The 6,967-nt window shown below is 64.3% G+C and carries 6 protein-coding genes and 1 tRNA gene; 3 read left to right on the top strand and 4 right to left on the bottom strand.

The window, feature by feature from the left end:
- From RA20_RS03670 to RA20_RS03655, 4 genes are all read right to left on the bottom strand, one after another.
- A partial coding sequence (locus RA20_RS03670) for a hypothetical protein (protein WP_039124723.1) occupies positions 1 to 208 on the bottom strand: 208 nt, incomplete at its 3' end.
- A 406-nt stretch (positions 209 to 614) separates the two neighbouring features.
- A tRNA-Leu gene (locus tag RA20_RS03665) sits at positions 615 to 700 on the bottom strand.
- A 107-nt stretch (positions 701 to 807) separates the two neighbouring features.
- A complete protein-coding gene (locus tag RA20_RS03660) occupies positions 808 to 1,413 on the bottom strand; it encodes a tetratricopeptide repeat protein (protein WP_152618427.1) in 606 nt (201 codons plus the stop codon).
- A 55-nt stretch (positions 1,414 to 1,468) separates the two neighbouring features.
- Complete coding sequence (locus RA20_RS03655) at positions 1,469 to 1,939, bottom strand: Lrp/AsnC family transcriptional regulator (RefSeq protein WP_082017904.1); 471 nt, start codon at positions 1,937 to 1,939, stop codon at positions 1,469 to 1,471.
- Between the two features lie 126 nt (positions 1,940 to 2,065).
- Here RA20_RS03655 and putA point away from each other — a divergent pair, with 126 nt between their 5' ends.
- The 3 genes from putA to RA20_RS03640 all read left to right on the top strand — a co-directional run bounded on the left by putA (position 2,066) and on the right by RA20_RS03640 (position 6,882).
- Positions 2,066 to 5,479, top strand: coding sequence for a bifunctional proline dehydrogenase/L-glutamate gamma-semialdehyde dehydrogenase PutA (gene putA / locus RA20_RS03650; RefSeq protein WP_039124721.1), 3,414 nt, complete (start codon positions 2,066 to 2,068; stop codon positions 5,477 to 5,479).
- A gap of 53 nt (positions 5,480 to 5,532) precedes the next feature.
- Positions 5,533 to 6,303, top strand: a complete 771-nt coding sequence (locus RA20_RS03645; RefSeq protein ID WP_039124719.1) for a rhomboid family intramembrane serine protease — start codon at positions 5,533 to 5,535, stop codon at positions 6,301 to 6,303.
- Between the two features lie 198 nt (positions 6,304 to 6,501).
- Complete coding sequence (locus RA20_RS03640) at positions 6,502 to 6,882, top strand: GFA family protein (protein WP_039124717.1); 381 nt, start codon at positions 6,502 to 6,504, stop codon at positions 6,880 to 6,882.
- The last annotated feature ends 85 nt before the right edge of the window (positions 6,883 to 6,967 follow it).

The following is a 6,967-nucleotide window of genomic DNA, read 5'->3' as shown; positions in this document are numbered from 1 at the left end:
CCCCGCCATAGAAATCAGCCAATGTCCTCACCTGCATCGGCCCACCCTTCGGCCCTGAAAGTTCCCGGCGGTTCGTGTAAGCGTTGCCCACTTCCTTCGCAGCCTGCTCCAGCAGACCCTTTGCCAGCACCGTGTTCCCCATGGTCTCGGCCTTCTCCGCCATGCGCTGGAGAGTGCGCAGCCGCACAGCGCGGTTGCGCCGATTCATTGAAGAAGCCCCTTGCCAAGGGGCTCACGTGCTTGCAAAGAACCTGACCCAGCCGCGGGGGTATTACGCCGTTTCCTCGGCTTTCCGAAACTGGCGGGAAAGTCTTGGGCCTTCGGCCAAGAAATATGTGCTTCATGGCCTGCGGAAACTAGCAATCATACGGCTTGCGGAGGCTGGCTGCAGTGACGCCGAGATCCAATCCGTAACCAACCAGAGCCTCGAAATGGTCGCCTACTACCGAAAAAATGCGAGCCGGAAAGCCCTCTCCCGTGCAGTCCAGCAACGCCGGAAATGAGAATGGAACAGAACGAATACAAAACAGGATGTGGGAGTCGAAAGTGGGAGCGCTCAGGTTTCGCCTCATACTGCGGCGCCGCCAATCTCTCAATTTTTCCTTTGAAATCAATGGTGCGGACGGCGGGACTCGAACCCGCACGGCCATAAGGCCAGGAGATTTTAAGTCTCCGGTGTCTACCATTCCACCACGTCCGCACTGGGGCCGGAACACGGCTCCCTGGGCGCAGGTCTAGCCTCCTGTTTAAGTGCGGACAATCGGTTTTCAGAGTTTACGGAGATTTTTTCCCGTCATGCGGTCGCTGCTACAGCTCCACATCCCCGGCGCCAGGCAGTGCAAGCGGGCCGCCCGGATCCGCGAGATGGCGTTCCGGCAGCCAGGGATTCAGTGCCAGCGCTTCAGCCAGGGCAGCACGCGCCTCCTCCAGCCGTGACAGGCCATAAAGCGACAGCGCCCGGCCGCTCATTGCGGCAATATGGCGGGGCGACAGTTCCAGGGCCTTGTCCAGGTCAACCAGGGCAGAAGCAAAGTCCCGGCGCAGGTAATGCACAAAGGCACGCTGGTTGTAGCCTTCGGCATAGTCCGGGCAATAGGCAATCAGCTGATTGAAATCCTCCAGCGCACCAAGAAAATCGAAAGACGACCGCCGGGTCATGCCGCGGTTCAGTATTTCCTGCGACTGCTCATCCGGGGCATCCGCCCAAAGCTCCCACATTCTGCCGGCGATCTCGCGCGCCTGGCCTTCTGTTTCGGCCTGCTGGACCTCGCTCAGCAGCGCGTCCAGCGGCGTGCTGTGGTCAGGTGCGGCCGGACATTCCGCACTGGCAGCAGAGGCGGCAGCCAGTACGCAAGCAGCCGCAGCGGCGGCGACAGAGGATCGAAACGGATCTTGGAGCGGTGATAGCAGCATACCCTTATGCTGGCACAATTACGCGGGCGATCAAGTCAACTGGCCGTGCGCAGGGTTACAGCGGGCCCATTGCCCCGTCTTCCTTCACCGCTTCCATCGCCACATAGGTGGAGGTCGAGGCCACATGCGGCAGCGAAGAAATCTTCTCGCCCAGCACCGCCCTGTAATCGGTCATCGATCCTGTGCGCACTTTCAGCAGATAGTCGAAATGCGAGGCCATCATATGGGCTTGCTCGATCTCCGGCAGTTTGGCCACCGCTGCGTTGAACTTGGCCAGCGCGGCCTCGCGGGTGTCGTTCAGTTTGACCTCGACAAAGGCGACGTGGTCCAGCCCCAGCCGGATCGGATCCACCAGCGCCCTGTAGCCAGTAATGATGCCATCCGCCTCGAGCCGCCGCAGGCGGGTCTGCGTCGGGGTTTTGGACAGGCCGATCCTGCGGGCGAGGTCGGCAATGGAGATCCGGCCGTCCTCCGCCAGCACATTCAGAATCGCGCGGTCGAACCGGTCAAGATCTGCAGAGTTCATTTGGACTGCCATCCGCTGGTAGTTTTACGACTTTGACCTACGTATAACGCACCTTTAGGCAATTGTCCCGCCTGAAAGGGTGTATCCTAAGCAAAAGCCCTGCACACCTTCTGTGGAGTTACCTGCATGACCACCCCGACCCAACTGCGCCACCGGATTGATGCCGGAACCTATGCCGACCAGACCGCGGTCCGCGACCAGCTGATTGCCCAGGCCGCCCTCACCGAGTCAGACCGCGCCCGTATCTGCGCCAACGCCGCCGCCCTGGTGCGCGACATCCGCGGCCACTCGGCGCCTGGGCTGATGGAGGTGTTCCTGGCCGAATACGGGCTGTCGACCGACGAGGGTGTGGCGCTGATGTGCCTGGCCGAGGCGCTGCTTCGCGTGCCTGACGCCGACACCATCGACGCGCTGATCGAGGACAAGATCGCCCCCTCAGACTGGGGCAAGCACCTGGGCAAATCCACCTCCTCGCTGGTCAACGCCTCCACATGGGCGCTGATGCTGACCGGCAAGGTGCTGGACGAGGAGCGCAGCCCCATCGGTGCCCTGCGCGGCGCCATCAAGCGCCTGGGCGAGCCGGTGATCCGCACCGCCGTCAGCCGCGCGATGAAGGAAATGGGTCGCCAGTTCGTGCTGGGCGAAAGCATCGAAAGCGCCATGGACCGCGCCGCCGGGATGGAGGCCAAGGGCTATACCTATTCCTACGACATGCTGGGCGAGGCTGCCCGCACCGAGGCGGATGCCGCCCGTTACCACCTGGCCTATTCCAAGGCGATCTCGGCCATTGCCGCCGCCTGCAACAGCGACGACATCCGCAAGAACCCTGGCATTTCAGTGAAACTCTCCGCCCTGCACCCACGCTATGAGCTGGCGCAGGAAGACAGCGTGATGGAACATCTAGTGCCACGCCTGAAGGCGCTGGCGCTGCTGGCCAAGGCGGCCAAGATGGGCCTGAATGTGGATGCAGAGGAAGCCGACCGGCTGTCGCTGTCGCTGGAAGTCATTGACGCCGTGGTCTCGGACCCGGCTCTGGCGGGCTGGGACGGCTTTGGCGTGGTGGTACAGGCTTACGGCCCGCGCACCGGGCTGGCGATTGACGCGCTGCATGAGATGGCCGAGAAATACGACCGCCGCTTCATGGTGCGGCTGGTGAAAGGCGCCTATTGGGACACCGAGATCAAGCGCGCCCAGGTTGAAGGCGTCGACGGCTTCCCGGTCTTCACTTCCAAGGCGCTGACCGATGTGTCCTATATCTCCAACGCCCGCAAGCTGCTGGGGCTGACGGACCGCATTTATCCGCAGTTCGCCACCCACAACGCGCACACCGTCTCCGCCATCCTGCATATGGCCGAAGGCATCGATAATGCTGCTTACGAATTCCAGCGCCTGCATGGCATGGGCGAAACGCTGCACGGCATGGTGCTGGAGCAGAACAAGACCAACTGCCGGATCTACGCGCCGGTCGGCGCCCACCGCGACCTCCTGGCCTATCTGGTGCGCCGCCTGCTGGAGAACGGCGCCAACTCTTCCTTTGTGAACCAGATCGTGGATGAGAACGTGCCGCCGGAGGAGGTCGCCGCTGATCCCTTTGCAGAGGTTGCAGACATCACCCGCAAGATCCCGACCGGACCGGAACTTTACGCCCCGGAGCGCCCTAACTCCAAAGGGTTCGACCTCGGCCATGCTCCAACGCTGGCCCGGATCGAAGAGGCCCGCGCGCCCTGGCGGAGCCACACCTGGGAAGCCGGGCCGCTGATTGCAGGCGAGGCCCAGCCCGAGGCGCCGCTGGATGTGACCAACCCCGCCGACCTCAGTGCGGTGGGCAAGGTGCGCTATTGCTCCAGCGCCGATCTGGAAACCGCACTGGCCGCCGCTGCGCCCTGGGCTGCCCCGGCCAGCGAGCGCGCCGCGGTGCTGAACAAGGCCGCCGACCTTTACGAAGAAAACTTCGGCGAGCTGTTTGCCATCCTCGCCCGCGAGGCCGGCAAGACCATCCCCGACGCGGTGGCCGAGCTGCGCGAGGCGGTGGACTTCCTGCGCTATTACGCCGCCCGCATCCCCGATGCGGAACCCGCAGGCGTGATCTCGTCCATCTCGCCCTGGAACTTCCCGCTGGCGATCTTCACCGGCCTGATCTCGGCACCGCTGGCCACCGGCAACGGCGTTCTTGCCAAGCCCGCCGACCCCACCCCGCTGGTGGCCCACCGTGCGGTGCAGCTGCTGCATGAGGCCGGCGTGCCGCGCAATGCGCTGCAGCTGCTGCCCGGCCGCGGCTCCAAGGTCGGCGCTGCCATCACCGGTGATGCGCGGGTTGCTGGCGTCAGCTTCACCGGCTCCACCGCCACCGCCATGCGCATCCGCGCCACCATGGCCGACACCATGCGCCCCGGTGCGCCGCTGGTGGCCGAGACCGGCGGCTTGAATGCGATGATCGTCGACTCCACCGCGCTGCCGGAACAAGCGGTGCAATCGGTTGTCGAAAGCGCTTTCCAATCCGCGGGCCAGCGCTGTTCGGCCCTGCGCTGCCTCTACCTGCAGGACGATATCGCCGATAACGTGCTGGAGATGCTGCAGGGCGCCATGGACCTGCTGCATGTGGGCGACCCCTGGCACCTCAGCACCGACAGCGGCCCGGTGATCGACGGCAAGGCGCGCTCCGGCATCCTGGCCCATATCGCCAAGGCCCGTTCCGAAGGCCGGGTGCTGAAGGAAATCCGGCCGCCGCAGGCCGGCACCTTTGTCGGCCCGACCCTGATCGAAATCCCGGACATCGCCTGGATGGAAGAAGAGATCTTTGGCCCGGTCCTGCATGTGGTGCGCTTCAAGTCCCAGGAACTGGACAAGATCATCGACGACATCAACGCCACCGGCTACGGGCTCACATTTGGTCTGCACACCCGCATCGACGACCGGGTGCAGCATGTCTGCGACCGGGTGCATGCGGGCAACCTCTATGTGAACCGCAACCAGATCGGCGCCATCGTCGGCAGCCAGCCTTTTGGCGGCGAGGGCCTGTCGGGCACCGGTCCCAAGGCGGGCGGCCCCGACTACCTCAGCCGCTTCTGCGCGCCGGACCGGCAGCAAAGCAGCGGCCAGTGGGAAACTGCCACCTCTGCGGTGCCTGCTGTCAGCGGCGTGCCCGCACAGCCGGTGACCACCACCCTGCCCGGCCCGACCGGCGAGTCGAACCGCCTGACCCTCTCCGCCCGCCCGCCGCTTCTGTGCATGGGGCCGGGCGCCGAGGCGGCTGAGGCGCAGGCCAGGGAAGTCATCAGCCTGGGCGGCACCGCGATGAAGGCCGACGGCATGTTCGACCTGCACCGGCTGGAAACCATTGAAGGCATTGCCGGCGTGCTGTGGTGGGGCGACGAGACCACCGGACGGGAAATCGAGCAGGCGCTGGCCAAGCGTAACGGCCCGATCACCCCGCTGATCCCCGGCAAACCCGACCGCGCCCGCGTCCTCGCCGAGCGCCACGTCTGCGTCGACACCACCGCCTCCGGCGGCAATGCGCAGCTCTTGGGCGGCAACGCCTGAGGCGCATCCGATAAGTGCTTGACGCTGGGCCGTTTCCGGCCCAGCGTTCACCCATGTTTCCGATCCGAGATCACAACCCGTCCGGCCGCACGCCCTATGTCGTCTACGCGCTGATGGCGGCGAACATCCTAGCCTATTTCTACTATTCAGCCAGCTATGCCTCCCCCCGCGCACTCGCCGTGTTCTATGACGCCTACGCGGTGGTTCCGGCCGAGATCAGCAACGGCTACGGATTTGAGACCCTGTTCACCTCCATGTTCATCCATGCAGGGCTGATGCACCTGGGCGGCAACATGCTGTTCCTATGGATCTTCGGCGACAACCTGGAGGATGAGATGGGCCATCTCCCCTTCCTCGCCTTCTACCTCGCCAGTGGCATCGGCGCCGGGTTGATCCATGTGTACTCGGCTCCCGGCTCCTGGGTGCCCACTGTCGGCGCCTCCGGCGCCATAGCCGGTGTCATGGGCGGCTATCTTCTGATGTTCCCAAAGGCCCGCGTCGATATCCTCCTGGTGCTGATCATCTATTTCCGCATCTTCACCATCCCCGCCTTTGTCATGCTGGGCCTGTGGCTGGCAATGCAGTTCTTCGGAGGCCTCGGCTCCGACCCCGACCAGGGCGGCGTTGCCTATTGGGCCCATGCCGGCGGCTTTGCGGTAGGCCTGGTCCTCTGCCTGCCCCTCTGGCTGCGCCGCGGAGGCCCTTCGTTCTGGAACAAGACCCACGGGCTGCCGCCGCATCCGGAGAACGAGTACGAATACTCCGCCAGCCGCATCCCCAAGCTGCCGCGCAAGAAGCCGCGTCCGGGGCCGTGGGGGAAGTAAGACCTCATGCAGCCTTCTGCATCCAATAGCTGTGTTCAGGAAAAGCGGCCTGCGGAACCAAGGGAACAGGCAACTGGATAACACGCAGGCCGCTACCCCGACGGGCATCGGGGTTAGGGGATGGTAGAGCTGCACACGAAGATTTTATGGGGAAATATTGAAGGCACAACTCACATTCAGCCAGGAAAGGAACCTAGAGTGACCCACCTGAACGCTACCTGCCATTGCGGCGCTGTTGAAATCGAGGCGGACTTCCCCCAAGGCCTCGCCTCTGCCGCGCGCTGCGACTGTTCCTTTTGCCGCCGCCGCGGGGCGGCTGCCGTCACTGCCATTGCTGCCAGCCTGAAGGTGCTGAAGGGGGCGGAGAACCTCAGCCTCTACACCTGGGGCTCCCATACGGCGAAACACTATTTCTGCAAGACCTGCGGCATCTACACCCACCACCAGCGCCGTTCCGACCCCACGGAATGCGGGGTCAACCTGGGCTGTATCGAAGGCGCCAATCCGCGGACACACCCGGAGACCTATGGCGAGATCCCCTGGAACGACGGAGTGAACCATCCGTCGGATCAGCAATAACCTTCCGCCCGGCTGAAAGCCGGGCTGCGCCCGACCCTCTCCACGGGAGGGCGCATGCGCCCCCTCCCAGGCTCGGGTGCAGCCC

Source organism: Leisingera sp. ANG-Vp (assembly GCF_000813725.1).
Lineage (GTDB): Bacteria > Pseudomonadota > Alphaproteobacteria > Rhodobacterales > Rhodobacteraceae > Leisingera.
The sequence above is the reverse complement of the archived record's forward strand: the minus strand, read 5'-3'. Positions and strand labels throughout refer to the sequence as shown.